The organism is Streptomyces sp. NPDC041200 (genome assembly GCF_055591805.1).
Genome location: NZ_JBVIZF010000001.1, coordinates 380,984 through 399,590, shown reverse-complemented (window position 1 = coordinate 399,590; position 18,607 = coordinate 380,984). Strand labels below are relative to the sequence as shown.

The following is an 18,607-nucleotide window of genomic DNA, read 5'->3' as shown; positions in this document are numbered from 1 at the left end:
ACCGCACGCGACTCAGCCGTCGTCGTTCCGCTCGCCAGATCCCGAGCCGTCTTCGAATGACAGCCGGGACCTGAGCGCAGCGGCCACGAATGATGCGACTGTCGGCCGGCGGTCCTGCTCATTCCAGGCGAGCACGAGGCGGCTGGGCGGCGCGTCGGTCACCGGGACGCAGACCAGACCGGCCGGAGCCGGTTCGACCAGTGAGCGGGGGAGCATGCCGATCATCCTGCTCACCGTGATCATGTGGAGCAGCTGGGTGACGTCGGCGACCTCGGGGCCGGTGCCGTCGCCCCCGGGTATTCCTTTCCAGCGTGGCAGCGTCTCACCCTCCAGATCGGACCTGCGCACCGAAGTGTGCCCGGCCAGCCGGTGCTCGGACGGGAGGATGACCACGCGGTCCTCGACGTGCAGCGTCTCGTGGGCCAGGCCGTCGAGATCGTCCAACGGCGCATAGAGCAGGCCGACGTCGGCCCGGCCGTCGCGCAGGAAGTCGGTGCGGTCGGCGGGGCCGCTGAACAGGATGTCCACCTGGCGGGCGTCAGGCTGGTGGGCGTACGCGGCCAGGATCCCGGACAGCAGGCCGGCGTCGCCGCCGGGCTTGAGCACGAGCCGCAGGTGAGCCTGAGTGTCGCCGGCACGCCGGGCGTTCCGGACGGCGGCGCTGACCGCGTTGAGCGCGTGCCGGCCGTGTTCCTGCAACGCCTGCCCGGCCGGGGTCAGCTCGACGTGCCGGCTGGAGCGGATGAACAGCGAGACGCCGAGCCGGGTCTCGATCCTTCGGATCGCCTTCGAGAGCGCCGGCTGGGCGATCGAGAGCCGGGCGGCGGCCCGGCCGAAGTGCAGCTCGTCAGCGAGGCCGAGGAAGTACTCCAGCTCGCGGGTCTCCAGTTCGATCATGCCTGTAGGTTATCGCCGAATATCGAACAGATCTTGGACACCGGCGGCGTACGCCGCCAAGAATTGACGCATGGTCAACCACACAACGATCGTTTCCTTCGATCAGCCGCCGCCCGATACCGAGCTCGACCAATATCTCGCAGCCATCGAACGGGCCATGCTCGACACCGGTCTCGTGCAGCAGGAGCCGCTGGCATGAGCGACGCTTCCCGAAAGGTGGGACTGGTCACCGGCGCCGGCAGCGGGATCGGCCGCGCGGCGGCCCTGCAGTTCGCCCGGAGCGGCGCCGCGGTCGCCGTACTCGACATCGACGGAAGCACGGCGGCCGAGTCCGTGCAGATGATCAGGGCGGACGGCGGGGAAGCACTGGCCGTCACCGTCGACATCGCCGACGAACGCTCCGTGCGGGCGGCCGTCGAGCACACGGTCACGGCGTACGGCGGCCTCGACTTCGCCGTGAACAACGCCGGCATGGCCTCGCACCACCGGCGGCTCGACCAGATGACCCTGGACGAGTTCGAGCGCGTGGCCCGCGTCAACCTGGCCGGGACCTTCCTGTGCATGAAGTACGAGCTGCCCCTGCTCAGAGGCGGCGGCGCGATCGTCAACATCGCCTCCAACGGCGGCCTGTACGCGATCCCGCACGCCCCCGCCTATGTGGCCGCCAAGCACGGCATCGTCGGGCTCACCAAGGCCGCCGCGGTCGATTACGCGCCGGACGGCATCCGGGTCAACGCCGTCTGCCCCGGTCCGACCCGCACTCCGGGGTTCGAGAAGGTGGCGGTCGGCACCGACATGATCGCGATGCAGGAGGCGATCACGCCGCTCGGCCGGCTGGCCACGCCGGAGGAGGCCGCGGCGGCAGCGGTCTGGCTCTGCTCGGACGCCGCCTCTTACGTCACCGGGATCGCGATGTCGGTCGACGGCGGGCGGCGGGCATAAGGGGCATCGCGGCGAGGGGCGCGTGGCCACCGAGGCGTTCCGCCCGGGGTCCAGATCGGCCGGAGGCGGGACCGTCCCCGGCGGGCACGTGACCCGATCACTCATTTCATCCACAGTTGTTCAGTCAGAGAACGGACCATCATGCGCATCGCAGTACTCGGCGCGTCAGGCCGGGTCGGCCGCCTGCTCGTCGACCAGGCACTTGAGCGGGGACACCAGGTCGTGGCCCTCGTCCGCACCCCGGATCGGGTCACCGTGCCCACGTCGCGACAGGTCGACGTCCGGCAGGCGGATGTCTTCTCCCCTCAGACCTTCCCCGGCCTGGATGACGTCGAGGCGGCCGTCTCGGCCATCGGTATCGGCAAGGACGACGGTCCGGGGGCGCTGGTCGCCGGGGCCAGGCTGCTCGCCGCGGCACACATCCGTACCGTGTGGCTCGGTGCACTGGGGTCGGGCCCGTCGGAACGCGCGGGCGGCCTGATCTACCGGGCGGTGATGCGGATGGCCGTCGGCGCGGAACTGGCCGAGAAGGCCGAGGCCGACCAGGTCGCCCTGGACGTCGGCGCCACGGTGTTCCATGCCCCGGACCTCAAGGACGGGCCCCTGAGCACCGGACGCCGCCTCGTGCCGCTCGCCGACCTACGGCGCCCTCTGCTGCCGCCCAGAATCTCCCGCGCCACGGTAGCCGCGCTCATGCTGGACGAGGCGCAGAAGGGCGACCACGGGGGCGAAATAGTCGTACCACTTGGCTGATCGACGGAGCCGCCTGAAGGAGCCGCAGACGGCCGCGAACCGAGACGGCCCCTACGCGCGCTCCTCCGCGAAGTGGCACGCCGACGGGTGCGCGGCCCCGCCCGTCAGACCCGTCGGCACCGCCAGCACCGGCACCTCCGCCGCGCAGCGGGCCTCGGCCTTCCAGCAGCGGGTGCGGAAGCGGCAGCCGGTGGGCGGGTCGGCCGGGGAGGGGACGTCGCCGGTCAGCAGGATGCGCCGGTGGGCGCGGGCCTCGGGGTCGGGGACCGGGACGGCGGACAGCAGGGCCTGGGTGTACGGATGCGTCGGGTGGTCGTAGATCTCGGTGCCGGTGCCGGTCTCCGCGAAGCGGCCCAGGTACATCACGGCGACCCGGTCGCTGATGTGCCGGACCACCGACAGGTCGTGGGCGATGAAGACGTAGGCGAGGCCGAATTCGTCCTGGAGGCGTTCCATCAGGTTGACCACCTGGGCCTGCACGGACACGTCCAGCGCCGAGACCGGCTCGTCGCAGATGATGATCTCCGGGTTGAGCGCGAGGCCGCGGGCGATGCCGATGCGCTGGCGCTGGCCGCCGGAGAACTGGTGCGGATAGCGGTTGATGTGCTCGGGGTTGAGGCCGACGACGTCCAGCAGGTCCTGGACCGCGCGGCGGCGGTCGCCCCGGGGCGCGACCTCGGGGTGGATCTCGTACGGCTCCCCCACGATGTCCCCGACCGTCATCCGGGGGTTGAGCGAGGTGTACGGGTCCTGGAAGACCATCTGGATGTTGCGGTGGATGGCCCGCAGGGCGCGGCCGGACAGCCGCGCGATGTCCTCGCCCCGGTAGCGGATCGAACCGGCGGTCGGCCGCTCCAGGCCGACCAGCAGCCGGGCGAGGGTGGACTTGCCGCATCCGGACTCGCCGACGACGCCGAGCGTCTCGCCGCGCCGCAGGTCGAAGGAGACCGTGTCGACCGCCCGGACCGCGCCGGTCCGCCGCTTGAGCAGGACGCCCCGGGTCAGCGGGTAGAGCTTGGCGAGGCCGCGTACCTCCAGGACGGGCGGGGCCAGGTCAGCCGAGGGGGCCGACGGTACCGGCGGTGCCGAGGGGGTCGAGGGGGTCGAGGCCATGCAGCTCCTCCTTCCAGAAGTGGCAGGCGCTGGCCCGCCCTTGGGCCCCGGCATCCGTCGCCCCGTCAGCGGCCACCTCGTACAGCGGCGGCCGGTCGGTGCGGCAGAGGTCGCGGGCGCGCGGGCAGCGGGGGTGGAACGGGCAGCCCGCGGGGAGCGCGAGCGGGCTGGGCGGCAGCCCCTTGATCGCGTACAGCTCGCCGCCCCGCTGGTCCACGCGCGGGATGGAGTCGAGCAGGCCGCGGGTGTACGGGTGGGCGGGGCGCCGGTACAGGTCGCGCACCGGCGCGGTCTCCACGATCCGGCCCGCGTACATCACGGCGATGGTGTCGGCGACGTCCGCGACCACGCCCAGGTCATGGGTGATGAGGATGAGCCCCATGGCGTACTCGCGGCGCAGCTCCGCCAGCAGATCCATGACCTGGGCCTGGACGGTGACGTCGAGCGCGGTGGTCGGCTCGTCGGCGATGATCAGCTCCGGCTCCAGCGCGATCGCCATGGCGATCATGATGCGCTGGCGCATGCCGCCCGAGAACTGGTGCGGATAGTCCCCGGCCCGCGCCGCCGCGGCCGGGATGCGGACCCGGTCCATCAGCTCGACGGCCCGCGCCCGGGCGTCCCCGCGCGACATGCCGCGGTGCACCTGGTACATCTCGGCGAGCTGGGCGCCCACCGGGAGCACCGGGTTGAGGGCGGACAGCGCGTCCTGGAAGATCATCGACATCTTGGCGCCGCGGATCCGGCGGCGCTCCTCACGGCCCAGGGTCAGCAGGTCGCGGCCCTGGAAGAAGACCTTGCCGCCGGTGACGAAGGCGGGCGGGGTGTCGAGGATGCCCATGATCGCCTGGGCGGTCACGGACTTCCCCGACCCCGACTCGCCCAGCACGGCCAGCGTCCGCCCCGCGTCGACGGCGTAGCTCACCCCGCCCACCGCCTCGGCGACACCGTCCCGGGTGCGGAAGGCGACGCGCAGGTCCCGTACGTCCAGCAGCCGGGTCATGGCTAGCGCAGCTTCGGGTCGAGGGCGTCGCGCACCGCGTCGCCGAGCATGATGAACGCGAGCACGGTGATGCTGAGCGCCGCCGCGGGCCACAGCAGCATGTGCGGGGCGTTGCGGATCTGGGTGGACGCGGACGAGATGTCGATGCCCCAGGAGACGGTGGGCGGTTTCAGCCCGACGCCGAGGAAGGACAGGGTCGCCTCCAGCGCGATGTACGTGCCGAGCGCGATGGTCGCGACGACGATCACGGGGGCGACGGCGTTGGGCGCGATGTGCCGCAGCAGCATCCGGCCGTTGCCCGCGCCGAGGGTGCGCGCCGCGAGCACGTAGTCCTGCTGCTTGACGGTGACGACCGCGCCGCGGGCGATACGGGAGATCTGCGGCCAGCCCAGCAGCACGATGAAGCCGACCACCGGCCACACCGAACCGCTGGTGACCACCGACAGGAAGACCAGCCCGCCGAGCAGGATCGGGATGCCGAAGAAGACATCGGCGATCCGCGAGAGCAGCCCGTCCCACCAGCCGCCGAAGAATCCGGCGAGGCCGCCCAGCACGCTGCCGAGCAGGGCCGCGCCGGCGGTCGCGCAGATGCCGACGGTGATGGAGGCGCGGGCGCCGTAGACGGTGCGGGTGTAGACGTCCCGGCCCTGGAGGTCGAAGCCGAAGGGGTGGCCGGGCGCCGGGCCGTCCTGCGCCTTGGCCAGGTTGCCCTGGTACGGGTTGCCGTCCGCGATCAGCTGCGGCCACACCGCGATGGTGACGAGGAAGAGGATGACCAGCGCGGAGACGACGAAGACGGGGTTGCGGCGCAGATCGTGCCAGGCGTCGGACCACAGCCCGCGGGAGCCGGTGGCGGGGCCTTCGGCGGCGGGGCGCGCGGCGGCCCGCCACCGCAGGCGCGGGAGGGGACGGCGGCGCCACGGACGGCCGCGCGGCCCGCTCTCCAGGGTCGCGGTGCCGGTGGCGGCGAGGTCCGGCTGGCTGGACGGTGCGTCGGATCGCGCCTCGAAGGGCTCACGGGGCTCAAAGGGCTCAGGCATACCGGATCCTCGGGTCGAGCACGGCGTAGAGGAGGTCGACGAGCAGGTTGGCGAGCAGGAAGACGATCACCAGGATGGTGACGAAGCCGACCACGGTCGGCGAGTTCTGGCGCAGGATGCCCTGGTAGAGCTGGTAGCCCACGCCGTGGATGTTGAAGATCCGCTCGGTGACGATGGCCCCGCCCATGAGCGCGCCGATATCGGTGCCGATGAAGGTCACCACCGGGATCAGCGAGGTGCGCAGCAGATGCCGGACGACGATCCGGCGGCGCGGCAGCCCCTTGGCGACGGCGGTGCGGACGTAGTCGGCGCGGGCGTTCTCGACGAGCGAGGTGCGGGTCAGGCGGGTCGTGTACGCGAGGGACACCAGCCCCAGCACCACCCCGGGCAGCAGCAGTTCGGTGAACGGTGCCTCGGGGGCGACGGACGGCCGGGCCCAGCCCCACCGCACGCCGAACACGTACTGCAGCACGGTGCCGCTGACGAACGTCGGAATGGACACCACGAGCAGGGTGAGCAGCAGCACCGAGGTGTCCAGGCCCCGGCCGCGGCGCAATCCGCTGAGCACGCCGAGGGTGACGCCGAGCGCCATCTCGAAGACGACCGCGACGATGGTGAGCCGCAGGGTGACGGGGAAGGCCCCGGCCATCAGCTCGGTGACGGGCTGTCCGTTGAAGGCGGTGCCGAACTGACCGCCGAAGACCTGCCCCATGTAGTGGACGTACTGGCTCCACAGCGGTTCGTCGAGGTAGAGATCCTTGCGGATGCGGGCCGCGGTGGCCGGGTCGGGCGCCTTGTCGCCGAAGAGGGCGGCGACCGGGTCGCCGAGCGCGTAGACCATGAAGAAGATCAGGAACGTGGCGCCGAGGAAGACCGGGATCATCTGCAGCAGCCGCCGCAGCACATAGCGGCCCATGGCTCAGCCGACCCTGATCTGGTGGTAGACGGGGACGCTGAACTGGTTCAGCGTCACCTCGCGCAGCCGGGGCGCGTAGCCCGCGCTGCCGTTCTGGTACCAGAGCGGAATGGCGGGCATCTGCCGGGCGAGGATCTTCTCGGCGTTCTGGAAGGCGGTGATGGACGACCCGTCGGCGGACGCCGCGTTGGCCTGGTTCACCAGCCGGTCGAAGCCGGTGTCGCTCCAGTGGCCGTCGTTGGAGGAGGCGTCCGTGTAGTACAGCGGCTGCAGGAAGTTCTGGATCAGCGGATAGTCCATCTGCCAGCCCGCCCGGAAGGGGCCGGTCATCCGCTTCCCGGCCATCTTGTTGCGGTAGTCGGCGAAGGTGCCGACCGGCTTGCCGACGCACGCCCGGTCGCTGCGCAGCGCGGTGTTGACGCTGTTGCAGACGGCGTCGACCCAGTCCTTGTGGGAGCCGGTGTCGGCGTTGTACGTGATCGTCATCCGGCCGCCGGGCAGCCCGCCGCCCGCCGCGATCAGCTTCCGCGCCCGGTCCGGGTCGTAACTGCAGGCGTCCCCGCACAGCCCCGGCTGGTAGCCGCCCTGGCGGCGCAGCACCGGCGAGGTCCAGTCGGTGGCGGGGGTGCGGGTGCCCCGGAAGATCCGATCGGTGATCTGCGCGCGGTTGATCGCCATGGAGATGCCGCGGCGCAGCTTCGCCCGGGCGGGCCCGCTCCAGGCCTTGTCGTACATCGGGAAGGTGAGGGTCTGGATGATCCCGGCGGGCTGGTTGATGTAGCGGTTGCCGAGATCGGAGCGGACGAACTTCAGCTGCTGGGCCGGGACGTCGTCCACCAGATCGAGGTTGCCCGCCTGGAGATCGGTGTAGGCGGTGTTGCTGTCGGTGTAGACGCGGAGGTCGACCCCTTTGTTACGGGCCTTGTCGGGCCCCCGGTAACCGCCCCAGGCGCGCAGCTTCATGACCGCGCCCTTGTCGTACGACCGCACCTGGTAGGGGCCGTTGCCGACGGGCTTCTTCAGCCAGGCCTCGTGGTCCTCGAAGAAGGCCCGGGGCAGCGGCGCGTAGGCGTTGTAGCCGAGCGTCTTGGGCCAGGAGGAGAACTTCTGGGTGAGCCGGACGGTGAAGGTCCGCTCCCCCGTCACCCGCAGCCCGGAGAGGGTACGGGCGGTGGGGCGGCCGGTGGTGGGGTGGACCTTGTCGTACCCCTCGATGTACTCGAAGAAGTAGGCGTTGCGCTGCTTGTTGTCGAGCAGGGCGCCGTAATTCCAGGCGTCAGTGAAGGACTTGGCGGTGACCTTCTCGCCGTTGCCGAACCGCCGGTCCTTCTTGATGGTGACGGTGTAGGTGCGCTGGTCGTCGGTGGTGATCCGCTCGGCGAGCGCGTCCTTGGCCTCACCGGTCGCCGGGTCGTACCGCTTGAGCCCCCGGAAGATCATGTCGAGGACCTTGCCGCCCTGGACATCGTTGGTGTTGGCGGGCTCCAGCGGGTTCGGCGGATCGCCCCAGGAGGAGCGGACGATGCCCTCGGACGAACCGGAGCCACCGCCGCAGCCCGCGACAGCCGGGACGGCGGCGACGCAGAGGGCGCACAGGACGCACCGCACCCGCACGCACCGCGTCCGCATGACGTGCTGGGCTCCGCGCATGGCGCCTCCCGAGGACCCGGTCCAAGATCCGCCTTAGGTCCTGTCCGGCGGATCTTCGTGGATCAGGCCGCGGCGTCTGGTGCCGTGCATCGCGAGGCGGAGGATCGTCCTCGTACTGGGCGTACTCGGACGACTCCGACAACGCAGCGAGGTGCGGTACCAGGCGTCGCGGCCCCGCGAAGATCCGCCGGACAGGGCCTATGTCCTCATCACACCCCAGGGCCGGGAGACCCGCACGCCGGTGACCGCTGTCCGTGGCAGCGGCCCGGCAGCGCCCGGAAACGGCATCGGGAATGCCATTGGTAAAGCGCGAGCCGAGCGGTACGTCCCGCGCTCGGCAAGCGCTTTCTACAACACTGTGACGCATCATCTCCCATGTTTCAAGCACCTGTTCGGGAATTTAAATCGATTCAATCCGACCCCTTGACCGCCCCCAGAGCAAGCGGTTTAGCTGCGCCTCGACCGTGTCCGAGACTCCGAGGGGGTCCGCCCCATGGCCGACACCGCGCCGAGAGCCCGCCGCCGAGCGCGGCTCCGCAGCCAGCGCACCCTGCTGCTGCTCTCCGCGCCCGCCGTCGTCTACTTCCTGGTCTTCCACTACGCCGCCCTGGCCGGCAACGTCATCGCCTTCAAGGACTACGTGCCGTACCAGGGCGTCTGGGAGAGCCCCTGGATCGGCTTCGGACACTTCAGCGCGATGTTCTCCGACGACGCCTTCTGGCGGGCGGCCTGGAACACGGTGGCCATCGCGGGCCTCCAGATCGTGTTCTTCTTCCCGCTGCCGATCGCGCTCGCGATGCTGCTGCACAGCCTCGCGCGAGGCTCGGTCCGCACGGTTGTGCAGAGCGTCGTCTATCTGCCGCACTTCATCTCGTGGGTGATCGTGGTCGCCCTCTTCCAGCAGATCCTGGGCTCCACCGGCATGCTCAACGGGATGCTCGGTGACGCGGGTCTGCACACCGTCGACGTCATGGCCGACCCCGACTCGTTCAAGCCGCTGATGGTCGCGGAGATCATCTGGAAGGACTGCGGCTGGGGCACGATCATCTTCCTCGCCGCCCTCAGCCAGGTGAGCGAGCAGCTGTACGAGGCCGCCGCCATGGACGGCGCGGGCCCCTGGCGCCGCTTCTGGCACGTGACCCTGCCGGCCCTGCGCCCCATCGTCATCCTGCTGCTGATCATGCGGCTGGGCGACATCCTCACCGTCGGCTTCGAACAGATCCTGCTCCAGCGGGACGCGGTCGGACCGGAGGCGGGCGAGGTGCTCGACACCTTCGTCTACTGGCAGGGCGTGATGGGCGCCGACTGGGGCTACGCGGCGGCGGCCGGACTCTTCAAGGGCGTCATCGGCGCTCTGCTGGTCTACGCGGCCAACAAGATCGCGCACAGCATGGGCGAACAGGGGGTCTACAAGTGAGCACGAGCGCGGCACCGCGTACGACCACCACCGCCATGGCCGCGGGCCCGGCGGCGATCGAGGCCGACGGGAGCGAGGACGCCCGCCCGGCCTGGATGGAGCGGCCGAAGCTGCCGACCCGTATCGGCAAGGGCTTCGCCCTGGTGGTGATCTGCCTGCTGGTCACCGTCCCGTTCCTGGTGGTGCTCTCCACCAGCCTCGCCTCGCCGGAAGAGGTCACCGAGAACGGCGGCTGGGTGCTGTTCCCGACCGAGCCGACCCTCCGTGCGTACGCGGAGATCCTGTCGGGCGGGACGGTCACCCGCGCCCTGCTGGTCAGCGTGGGGGTGACCATCGGCGGCACCCTAGTCAGCCTGGTGACCACGGTCGCGCTGGCCTACGCCCTGAGCCGGCCGCACTTCTCGCTCCGCAGGCCGCTGCTGCTGATGGTGCTGTTCACCTTCCTCTTCCCGCCCGCCATGCTGCCCAGCTATCTGATCGTCAAGAACCTCGGACTGCTGGACAGCTACTGGGCGCTCGTCCTGCCCGTCGCGGTCAACGTCTTCAACCTGGTCGTCCTGCGCGGCTTCTTCCAGGGTCTGCCGGAGGAGCTGTACGACGCGGCGCGGATCGACGGCGCGGGCGAGCTGCGGACCCTGGTCCAGGTGGTGCTGCCGCTGTCCAAGGCGGTGATCGCCGTGGTCGGCCTGTTCTACGCGGTCGGCTACTGGAACAGCTTCTTCCATGCGGTCCTGTATCTCGACGACTCCACGAAGTGGCCGCTCCAGGCCGTGCTCCAGACCGTCATCACCAAGGGCCAGGCGCTGGGCGGCAACGCGGGATCGATCGGCGACGTGGCGTCGACGTCCCCGCAGACCCTCCAGATGGCGACCGTCGTGATCGCCACCGTCCCGATCCTGATCGTCTACCCGTTCGTGCAGCGCTACTTCACCAAGGGCGTGCTGACCGGTGCCATCAAGAGCTGAGGAGGCTGCCATGACATCCCCGACCCGTCGCGGCGTACTGGGCGCGGCAGCCGCTCTCACCCTGGGCGCCCCGGCCCTGGTCGGCTGCGCCACCAAGGAGGCGGTGAGCGCGAGCAACGTCGGTGTGGACCGGGTGCCATGGCCCGACCACGTCCCGGCGAAGGTCCCCGAACCGGATCTGCCCGCCGACCCCGAGGGCGTCGACCCGGCCTACTTCAGCTACCCCTCCGAGCTGGTGACCTCCGTCCCCGAGCGGCCCGGCAACGGCGAGACGGTCACGGTCCTGGTGGAGACGTACGAGCAGCCACCGGCCCCGGTCGGCGAGAACAGGTTCTGGCAGGCGATCAACAAGGCCCTCGGCGTCGATCTGAGGCTCCGCATGGTCCCCACCGCCAACCTCCAGGCGAAGCTCGCCACCCTCATGGCCAGCGGGGACATGCCCGATGCCGTGATGTGCCGCGACACGATCCCCAGGATCGCCGACTACGCCACGGCCGTCGCCCAGGACCTGTCCGGCCACCTCTCGGGAGACGCCGTCCGGGAGTACCCCAACCTGGCCAACCTCCCCGGCTACGCCTGGCGGAACGTCGGGCTGATGGCGGGCCGGATCCGGGGCGTCCCGATCATCCGCCCGCGCACGTACACCGTGATGATGGCCAACCGCGAGCAGTTCACCACGGCGATGGGCGGCCCCTACGAGCACTGGACCGCCGACCAGTACCTGGACGCCCTCGAGCGGCTCGCCGGCCACCGCACCTGGGGCCTCGGCCACATCGGCACGTTCCTCTTCGGCCTCCGCTCGTTCTCCGCCTGGCACGGTGCCCCCAACCAGTGGCGGCGCACGGCGGACGGCACCTTCGTGAAGGCCGAGGCCGCGCCGGAGTTCCGTGAGGCCGTGGCGTTCGCCCGGAAGGTGTACCGGAGCGGGGCGGTGTACCCCGGCGGCACCACGGTCATGAACCCGCAGATCGAGGCGCTGTTCCAGAACGAGTCCATCCGCTCCTACGAGGACACCTACAACGCCTACCCGAAGCGCGTCACGGACGTGAAGAAGTTCACCGTGGACCTGCTCCGCGCCCCCACCGGCCTGGGCAGCGGTCCCGTGGCCCACTTCCACCCGGGCACCTACGGCTACACGATCCTCAAGAAGGCGTCCCCGGACCGTATCCGCCTCATCCTGCGCATCATGAACTTCCTGGCCGCGCCCTTCGGCACCAGGGAGTTCGAGCTGACCAACTACGGTGTGGAAGGCATCCACTTCACCCGGACCCCGGACGGCGACCTCGAACTGACCGACCTCGCGGGCCGGGAGAACCCCGGCGTCGTGCCGATCAAGTACATCACCTGTCCGCCGACCGTCAGCTACTTCCCCGGCAACCCCGGCGCCGCCCGACGCGCCCACGCCTACCAGACCGCCCAGCTCCCCATCGCCCTCTCCCGGCCCGACTCGGGGCTGATCAGCCGCACCGGCGTCAAGAAGACCCAGAACCTCTCGCTGATCTTCAATGACGCCACCAACGCCATCGCCCAGGGCCAGAAGCCGGTCTCGGCCTGGGACGGCGCGGTCGCCCGCTGGCGCCGGGAGGGCGGAGACGTGATCGCGGAGGAGTTGCAAGCCGAGTACGAGGCGGTGCACGGCCGCTGAGGCGGGGCCGTCGTCGGACACCCCTGCCCGGGCCCGTCCGCCTGAACCACCACGAGGGCCCGCCCGGACCGCGGCGCTGCGGTCCGGGCGGGCCCTCGTCACGTCATGCGCCCGCGGGGGCGTTACGCGTGCACCACGTCCTTCTCCTCCGCGAAGTGGCACGCCGACTCGTGCGCCGCGAGCGAGTCCGTACCGGCGAAGCGCTCGGGGATGGCGAGCAGCGGCACCTCCTTCGCGCACTTGTCCTCGGCCTTCCAGCAGCGGGTGCGGAAGCGGCAACCGGAGGGCGGGTTGGCCGGGGAGGGGACGTCTCCGGAGAGGATGATGCGCTCCCGGCCCTCCCGCGCCTCCGGGTCGGGGACCGGGACGGCGGACAGCAGGGCCTGGGTGTACGGATGCGTCGGGTGGTCGTAGATCTCGGCGTCGGTGCCGATCTCGGCCATCTTGCCCAGGTACATCACGCCGACCCGGTCGGAGATGTGCCGGACGATGGACAGGTCGTGGGCGATGAAGATGTAGGACAGGTTGAACTCGTCCTGGAGCTTCTCCATCAGGTTGATGACCTGCGCCTGCACCGACACGTCCAGCGCCGAGACCGGCTCGTCGCAGATGATGATCTCCGGGTTGAGCGCGAGGCCGCGGGCGATGCCGATGCGCTGGCGCTGGCCGCCGGAGAACTGGTGCGGATAGCGGTTGAGGTACTCGGGGTTGAGGCCGACGACGTCCAGCAGCTCCTGGACCTTGCGCCGCCGGTCACCCTTGGGCGCGGCCTCGGGGTGGATCTCGTACGGCTCGCCGATGATGTCGCCCACCGTCATGCGGGGGTTGAGCGAGGTGTACGGGTCCTGGAAGACCATCTGGATGTTGCGACGGACGGCGCGCAGGGCGCGGCCGGACAGCCGGGTGATGTCCTGGCCCTTGTAGAACACCTCGCCCGCGGTGGCGGTCTCCAGGGTCATCAGCAGCTTGGCGACGGTGGACTTGCCACAGCCGGACTCGCCGACGATGCCGAGCGTCTCGCCCTGGTAGAGGTCGAAGGAGATGCCGTCGACCGCCTTGACTGCGCCGACCTGCTTCTTGAAGAGGATGCCCTGGGTCAGCGGGAAGTGCTTGACCAGGTTGCGCACCTGGAGGATCGGCTCGCCCCGGTCGACCTGCGCGTCGAGCGCCGCGACCGCCTCGTCCTCGGTGGCGGCGTCGACCGTCTCCACCTCGGTGACGTTGGGGGTGGCGTCGGCCGGAGCCGCGGGTTCCATGGCCTTGTCGTTCTTCTCCGTCTCAGCCATGGATCGTCTCCTTCCAGAAGTGGCACGCGCTGCCGCGGCCCGGCAGCGCGGTGCCGTCCTGCTCGGTCACCGCGGCCAGCGCCGGGACCTCGGTGGTGCAGATGTCCTGGACCTTCGGGCAGCGCGGGTTGAAGGCGCAACCGCTCGGGATCTTGAGCAGGTTGGGCGGCAGCCCCTTGATCGCGTACAGCTCCTGGCCCTTGTGGTCCAGCCGCGGGATCGAGTCGAGCAGTCCCTTGGTGTACGGGTGGGCCGGGCGCTTGTACAGCTCGTGCACGGGGGCGGTCTCCACGATCCGGCCCGCGTACATCACCGCGATCTTGTCGGCGACGTCCGCGACCACGCCCAGGTCATGGGTGATCAGGATCAGTCCCATGTTGTACTCGCGCTGAAGCTCCGCGAGCAGCTCCATCACCTGGGCCTGGACGGTCACGTCGAGCGCGGTGGTCGGCTCGTCGGCGATGATCAGGTCCGGCTCCAGGGCCAGCGCCATGGCGATCATGATGCGCTGGCGCATACCGCCGGAGAACTGGTGCGGATAGTCGCCCACCCGCTCCTTGGCGGCGGGGATGCGCACCCGCTCCATCAGCTCGATGGCCTTGGTCTTGGCGTCCTTCTTGGACAGCCCCTGGTGGACCCGGAACATCTCGCCGAGCTGGTAGCCGACGGAGAGCACCGGGTTCAGCGCGGAGAGCGCGTCCTGGAAGATCATGGCGATCCTGCGGCCACGGATCTTGCGGCGCTCCTCCGGAGCCATGGTGAGCATGTCCTCGCCACGGAACAGGATCTGGCCCTGCGGGATCTTGCCGGGCGGCATGTCCAGGATGCCCATGATGGCCTGCGCGGTCACGGACTTGCCCGAGCCGGACTCGCCCAGCACGGCCAGCGTCTCGCCCGCGCTCACGGAGTAACTGACGCCGTTGACGGCCTTGGCGACGCCGTCCCGGGTGTGGAACTCCACGTGCAGATCACGGACTTCCAGCAGCGGGCCGCCGTCTGCGTCCTGGTCGCGCGCGGAGGGCTCCGCGCCGGTCTTCTCGATGGTGGTCACGTACGCCTCCCTCAGCGCAGCTTGGGGTCGAAGGCGTCGCGCACCGCGTCGCCGAGCAGGATGAACGACAGCACGGTCAGGCTCAGGAAGGTGGCCGGTACGAGCAGGACGTGCGGGGCGTCCCGCAGCACGTTCTGCGCGTCCGAGATGTCCACACCCCACGAGACGGTCGACTGAAGGCCGATACCAAGGTACGACAGCGTGGCCTCGGCGGAGACGAAGCCTCCGAGCGCGATGGTGGCCACGACGATCACCGGGGCGAGCGCGTTGGGCAGGATGTGCCGGAGCAGGATGCGGGTGGTGCCCGCGCCCAGCGCCCGGGCCGCCGTCACGAAGTCGGCCTGCTTCTGGGTGATGACCGCGCCGCGCATCACGCGGGCGAGCGGCATCCAGCCGAAGGTGGCGAGGGCGAGCACCACGGTCCAGATGGTGCGGTGGGTGAACGCCTGGAGCAGCACCATGCCGCCGAGCAGCAGCGGGATGCCGAAGAAGATGTCGGTGAGCCGGGAGAGCAGGGTGTCGAGCCAGCCGCCGAAGTACCCCGCGAACATGCCCACCAGACCGCCGACGAGGGTGACCCCGAGGGTCACGCAGACGCCGATGATGACCGAGGCGCGGGCGCCGTAGATCGTCCGGGCGTAGACGCTCTGGCCCTGGCCGTTGTAGCCGAACCAGTCCGGCTGGAAGAAGTGTCCCCACTCCGGCTTGCCCAGGTAGTGGTTGCGCAGATCGGCGTGGCCCGGATCGGTGCCGGTGAACAGGCTGGGCAGGGCCGCCATCACCAGGAAGAGCACCAGCAGCACGGCGGAGACCCAGAAGATGGGGTTGCGGCGCAGTTCGCGCCAGGCGTCCTGCCCCAGGCTGCGTGCCTTGGTGACCTCGCCGCCGCCCGGCAGGGGCGCGGCGGCGGCCGCCGTTACGGGGCTGCCCTCGGGGGCCAGGGTTTTCTCAGGCATAGCGGATCCTCGGGTCCAGGACTGCGTACAACAGGTCGACGACCAGGCTGCTCACCAGGTAGACGAGGACCAGTACGGTCACGATGCCGACGACGGTGGGACCCTCACTGGTCTGGATCGCCCGGAAGAGGGTGTTGCCGACGCCCTGGATGTTGAAGATGCCCTCGGTGACGATCGCGCCGCCCATCAGGGTGCCGAGGTCGGTGCCGAGGAACGTGACGACAGGGATGAGCGAGTTGCGCATCAGGTGGACGCCGATGATCCGGCGCCGTGGCAGGCCCTTGGCGAGCGCGGTGCGCATGTAGTCGGCGCGCAGGTTCTCCACCACGGTGGTCCGGGTCAGCCGGGACACATACGCGAGCGAGAGGGCACCCAGCACCAGGGCCGGTGCCAGCAGCTGCTGGATGTCCATGGAGTCCTGGACGGTCGGGGTGATGACCTTCCATTTGAGGCCGAACAGGAACACGGTGACGAAGCCGATCACGAACACCGGGATCGAGGTCACGATCAGGGTGAACACCAGCACGAACCGGTCCAGGAACTTGCCGCGCATCAGGCCGGTCACCACACCGAGGGTGACGCCGATGACCAGTTCGATACTGAAGGCGAGCAGCGCGAGCCGGATGGTGACCGGGAAGGCGTCGGCCATCAGATCCGCGACCGGACGGCCGGTGAAGCTCTGCCCGAAGTCGCCTCTGAACAGCCCGGTGATGTAGTCCCAGTACTGGGTCAGCAGCGGCTTGTCCAGGCCGAATTGATGGCGCAGTCGCTCGACCGTGGCGGGGTCGGATGCCCGCTGGCCGAAGAGCGCCTTGACGGGATCGCCGGGCAGCGAATACACCATCAGAAAGATGAGCAGTGTGGTCCCGATGAAGACCGGGATCATCTGGAGCAGTCGCCTCGCGACGTATCGCCCCATGGGTGTCCTCCTGTCGCCGACGCGCCCGGCGACCGCCCGTCGTCAAGGACGGGCGGTCACCGGGAGTGCGTCACAGCCTCTCGACTACTTCTTGACCTCGACGTCGGTCCAGATCGCCTGCCGGAACGTGTCGAACTTGACGTTCTGCACGTTCTTCGAGTGACCGCCGTTGGTGTGGTCGAAGAAGAGCGGGATGGAGGGCATGGTGTCCTTGAGCTTCGCCTCGGCCTTCGCGTAGAGCTTGTTGGACTCCTCGATGGTCTTGGCCGAGTCGGCCTCCTCCATCAGCTTGTCGAGCTTCTTGTCGCTGAAGCCGGAGTCGTTCGCGCCGGCACCGGTGCGGTACTGCTCCGCGATGAAGTTGGAGATGTTCGGGAAGTCCTGGACCCAGGCCATCCGGAACGCGCTGTTCATCTTCTTTTCGGTGATCTCGGTGCGCAGCTGCTGGAACGTCGCGCGCGGCTCGGCCTCACAGGGGACGCCGGCGTTCTGCTTGATGTCGTTGCAGACCGCCTCGGCCCATTCCTTGTTACCGCCGTCGGCGTTGTAGGCGATGGTCATCTTGTTGCCGGGGACGCCGCCACCGGCCTTGATGAGCTGCTTCGCCTTCTTCGGGTCGAACTTGCAGAACTCACCGCAGGCGTTGGGCTGGTAGCCCTCGACGACCTTCGGGGTCCAGCCGTCGGCCGGGTCCTTCGAGCCCTTCAGGGCGGTCTTGGTGATGGTCTCGCGGTCGATCGCCATGGACAGACCCTGCCGGACCTTGGCCTTCTCCGGCTTCGCCCATTCCTTGTCGTACATCGGGAAGGCGATGGTGGTGTTGCCGCCGAACATCTGGTCCGCCGAGCGGTCACCGAGGTCGGTCTTGTAGACGTTGATCGACGACGGCGGGACCTGGTACATCACGTCCAGCTTGTCGGAGACCAGGTCGTTGTAGGCGCTCTCGTCCTTGTTGTAGAACTTGAAGACGATGCCGCCGTTCTTGGGCTTGTCCACGCCCTGGTACCCGGCGTACTTCTTCACCTTGAACTGGACCTTGTGCTCCCACTTGCCGTCGACCTCGTAGGGGCCGTTGCCGATGGGGGCCTCACCGAACTTCTTCGGGTCCTTGTAGAAGGCCTTGGGAAGCGGGAAGAAGGCGTCGTAGAAGAGCCGGTCCTTGAAGGTGGAGACCGGGTGCGACAGCTCGATGGTGAACTCGTTGTCGTTCACCACCTTGAGGCCCGACATCTTCTCGGCCTTCGGGTCACCCTTCTCCGGGTGGACCTCGTCGTAGCCCTTGATGTCGGCGAACCAAGAGGAGTTGAGCTGGGCGTTCTTGGCGTTGGCGCCGAAGTTCCAGGCGTCCACGAAGGAGCTGGCCGTGACCGGCTCGCCGTTGTGGAACTTCCAGCCCTTCTTGAGCTTCACCGTGAACTTCTGGTTGTCCGGCGAATCGACGCTCTCGGCAACCTGGTTGCGCAGCTTGCCCTTGACGTCGTAGTCGACCAAGCCGCGGAAGAGGTTCTTCAGGATGTACCCGCCGCCGACCTCGTTGGTGTTGGTCGGGATCAACGGGTTCTGCGGCTCGACGTCTTGATAGGTGTACACACCGTTCGGGTCGACGGCCGCGTTCTCGTCGTCGCCCTTGTCACCGCCGCCGCCACAAGCGGTCGCGCCCAGTGCCACGACCGCGGCCATCGCGACCCACTTGGCGCTCTTGGCACCACGCATGGGTTTGCCTCCTCCGGAGTCCTCTGCTGCTACGAGAGGGGTGTCCGGAGACACGCTGACACCCCTGACAGCGAAAGGGACCGGACCCCCCAGATGTGCTCGAAGGCCCGCACTCCCCACAGCGCGCGACCCGTTGACCCGAGCTCAATGGACCCCATGATTGAGCACGCCAGCCCCGTAAACCACACCTTATGGGTCTCGCTTTGGTCACATCATCTACGCGCGGAGCTTCGGAATCCGGACAAATCTGTCACAGACAGACACGCGCGAAACGGACTGTTAACACATCATGCGGAGCCTCGACACCGATAATCGGACACCGCTCGCCGGATATCCCCTTGACG

The 18,607-nt window shown here is 69.3% G+C and carries 17 protein-coding genes; 6 read left to right on the top strand and 11 right to left on the bottom strand.

Annotated features, from left to right (window positions below):
- Positions 1-12: 12 nt before the first annotated feature.
- Positions 13-897 carry a LysR family transcriptional regulator gene (locus ACZ6CL_RS01920; protein WP_468929927.1) on the bottom strand — a complete coding sequence of 295 codons (885 nt, stop codon included), beginning with the start codon at positions 895-897 and terminating at the stop codon, positions 13-15.
- Positions 898-967: 70 nt separating this feature from the next.
- Between ACZ6CL_RS01920 and ACZ6CL_RS01915 the strand changes: the two genes are divergently transcribed.
- The 3 genes from ACZ6CL_RS01915 (at position 968) to ACZ6CL_RS01905 (ending at position 2,592) form a co-directional block, all read left to right on the top strand.
- Positions 968-1,096 carry a hypothetical protein gene (locus tag ACZ6CL_RS01915; protein ID WP_468929925.1) on the top strand — a complete coding sequence of 43 codons (129 nt, stop codon included), beginning with the start codon at positions 968-970 and terminating at the stop codon, positions 1,094-1,096.
- Positions 1,093-1,839 carry an SDR family NAD(P)-dependent oxidoreductase gene (locus ACZ6CL_RS01910; protein WP_468929923.1) on the top strand — a complete coding sequence of 249 codons (747 nt, stop codon included), beginning with the start codon at positions 1,093-1,095 and terminating at the stop codon, positions 1,837-1,839. Before ACZ6CL_RS01915 ends, ACZ6CL_RS01910 begins: the two co-directional genes overlap by 4 nt.
- Positions 1,840-1,980: 141 nt before the next feature.
- On the top strand, positions 1,981-2,592 hold the full coding sequence (locus tag ACZ6CL_RS01905) for an NAD(P)-dependent oxidoreductase (protein WP_468929920.1): 612 nt from the start codon (positions 1,981-1,983) through the stop codon (positions 2,590-2,592).
- Between the two features lie 51 nt (positions 2,593-2,643).
- On the opposite strand, the gene ACZ6CL_RS01900 is transcribed toward ACZ6CL_RS01905, so the two are convergent.
- From ACZ6CL_RS01900 to ACZ6CL_RS01880, 5 genes are read right to left on the bottom strand one after another with little or no spacing between them, the layout of a single operon-like run.
- Positions 2,644-3,705, bottom strand: a complete 1,062-nt coding sequence (locus tag ACZ6CL_RS01900; RefSeq protein WP_468929919.1) for an ABC transporter ATP-binding protein — start codon at positions 3,703-3,705, stop codon at positions 2,644-2,646.
- Complete coding sequence (locus ACZ6CL_RS01895; RefSeq protein WP_468929917.1) at positions 3,647-4,705, bottom strand: ABC transporter ATP-binding protein; 1,059 nt, start codon at positions 4,703-4,705, stop codon at positions 3,647-3,649. The genes ACZ6CL_RS01900 and ACZ6CL_RS01895 overlap by 59 nt, the downstream gene beginning before the upstream one ends.
- Before the next feature lie 2 nt (positions 4,706-4,707).
- Positions 4,708-5,745, bottom strand: a complete 1,038-nt coding sequence (locus ACZ6CL_RS01890) for an ABC transporter permease (RefSeq protein WP_468929914.1) — start codon at positions 5,743-5,745, stop codon at positions 4,708-4,710.
- Positions 5,738-6,661 (bottom strand): ABC transporter permease, encoded by a 924-nt coding sequence (locus ACZ6CL_RS01885; RefSeq protein WP_468929913.1) that lies wholly within the window; start codon positions 6,659-6,661, stop codon positions 5,738-5,740. Before ACZ6CL_RS01885 ends, ACZ6CL_RS01890 begins: the two co-directional genes overlap by 8 nt.
- Before the next feature lie 3 nt (positions 6,662-6,664).
- Complete coding sequence (locus ACZ6CL_RS01880; protein WP_468929910.1) at positions 6,665-8,311, bottom strand: peptide ABC transporter substrate-binding protein; 1,647 nt, start codon at positions 8,309-8,311, stop codon at positions 6,665-6,667.
- Between the two features lie 493 nt (positions 8,312-8,804).
- On the opposite strand from ACZ6CL_RS01880, the gene ACZ6CL_RS01875 reads away from it, so the two are divergent.
- The 3 genes from ACZ6CL_RS01875 to ACZ6CL_RS01865 are packed head-to-tail and all read left to right on the top strand — an operon-like array spanning position 8,805 to position 12,338.
- Positions 8,805-9,728, top strand: a complete 924-nt coding sequence (locus tag ACZ6CL_RS01875; RefSeq protein WP_468929908.1) for an ABC transporter permease — start codon at positions 8,805-8,807, stop codon at positions 9,726-9,728.
- A 35-nt stretch (positions 9,729-9,763) separates the two neighbouring features.
- Positions 9,764-10,693: a carbohydrate ABC transporter permease gene (locus tag ACZ6CL_RS01870; protein ID WP_468931232.1), complete on the top strand. Its 930-nt coding sequence runs from the start codon at positions 9,764-9,766 to the stop codon at positions 10,691-10,693.
- Between the two features lie 10 nt (positions 10,694-10,703).
- On the top strand, positions 10,704-12,338 hold the full coding sequence (locus ACZ6CL_RS01865) for an extracellular solute-binding protein (RefSeq protein WP_468929906.1): 1,635 nt from the start codon (positions 10,704-10,706) through the stop codon (positions 12,336-12,338).
- A gap of 122 nt (positions 12,339-12,460) precedes the next feature.
- Here the strand turns inward: ACZ6CL_RS01865 and ACZ6CL_RS01860 are convergent, their stop codons facing one another.
- The 5 genes from ACZ6CL_RS01860 to ACZ6CL_RS01840 all read right to left on the bottom strand — a co-directional run bounded on the left by ACZ6CL_RS01860 (position 12,461) and on the right by ACZ6CL_RS01840 (position 18,263).
- Complete coding sequence (locus ACZ6CL_RS01860; protein WP_468929904.1) at positions 12,461-13,624, bottom strand: ABC transporter ATP-binding protein; 1,164 nt, start codon at positions 13,622-13,624, stop codon at positions 12,461-12,463.
- Positions 13,617-14,675, bottom strand: a complete 1,059-nt coding sequence (locus tag ACZ6CL_RS01855; protein ID WP_468929902.1) for an ABC transporter ATP-binding protein — start codon at positions 14,673-14,675, stop codon at positions 13,617-13,619. Before ACZ6CL_RS01855 ends, ACZ6CL_RS01860 begins: the two co-directional genes overlap by 8 nt.
- Before the next feature lie 11 nt (positions 14,676-14,686).
- Positions 14,687-15,631, bottom strand: coding sequence for an ABC transporter permease (locus tag ACZ6CL_RS01850; RefSeq protein ID WP_468929899.1), 945 nt, complete (start codon positions 15,629-15,631; stop codon positions 14,687-14,689).
- A complete protein-coding gene (locus tag ACZ6CL_RS01845; RefSeq protein WP_468929897.1) occupies positions 15,624-16,550 on the bottom strand; it encodes an ABC transporter permease in 927 nt (308 codons plus the stop codon). The genes ACZ6CL_RS01850 and ACZ6CL_RS01845 overlap by 8 nt, the downstream gene beginning before the upstream one ends.
- A gap of 84 nt (positions 16,551-16,634) precedes the next feature.
- On the bottom strand, positions 16,635-18,263 hold the full coding sequence (locus ACZ6CL_RS01840; protein WP_468929895.1) for a peptide ABC transporter substrate-binding protein: 1,629 nt from the start codon (positions 18,261-18,263) through the stop codon (positions 16,635-16,637).
- Between the last annotated feature and the right edge of the window lie 344 nt (positions 18,264-18,607).